Here is a 499-nt window from a genome sequence, read left to right on the forward strand (position 1 = left end):
TATTAACGATATCGATCTTATGGATTGTGGCGAAGTTGAAGGCACTCTGTTGTGCAGTGACTTAACCCAATATTACGATTTGGATGTTTATGTTGAACTGGAGTTGGGTGACTCAAGCGTCGAAGTGGTTCGCCTTAATCTGCCATATTCGAACCTAAGTTACACAAAGCTTCAGGCATATCTTCGTCAAGATGGCTTTGCTCTCAGTTCAATTCGCATTGGAGAGGATGATTTTGATGTCGTCGCTCAACTCGAACAAGCGAAACGTGAGGGAGTTGGTTACGACAAGGTAGATAAACAACTCGTAGAATTCATCAACTCACCACATCATTCCTCTGAGCAAATGAGTGTATGGAATGTGCCTAGCTCTTCCTCATCCTCTTCTCGTTCTTCAGCCCCTTGGATTCAGTTACATAGTGATGGTGACAACTTAACGGTTGAACTAAATCGCTTTTAATTGCTCAAATTTATAGATGGTTTCGTCATTCATCAGAGTAAA

1 protein-coding gene is annotated in these 499 nt (G+C 41.7%); it reads left to right on the forward strand.

Annotated features, from left to right (window positions below; all coding sequences use genetic code 11):
- Window positions 1-457, forward strand: a 457-nt coding sequence (locus AB4496_RS28565; RefSeq protein WP_372133454.1) for a hypothetical protein, incomplete at its 5' end; no start/stop codon positions are given.
- Between the last annotated feature and the right edge of the window lie 42 nt (window positions 458-499).

Origin of the sequence: Vibrio sp. 10N.222.46.A1 (assembly GCF_041473595.1) — a bacterium.
GTDB classification, from domain to species: domain Bacteria; phylum Pseudomonadota; class Gammaproteobacteria; order Enterobacterales; family Vibrionaceae; genus Vibrio; species Vibrio tasmaniensis_A.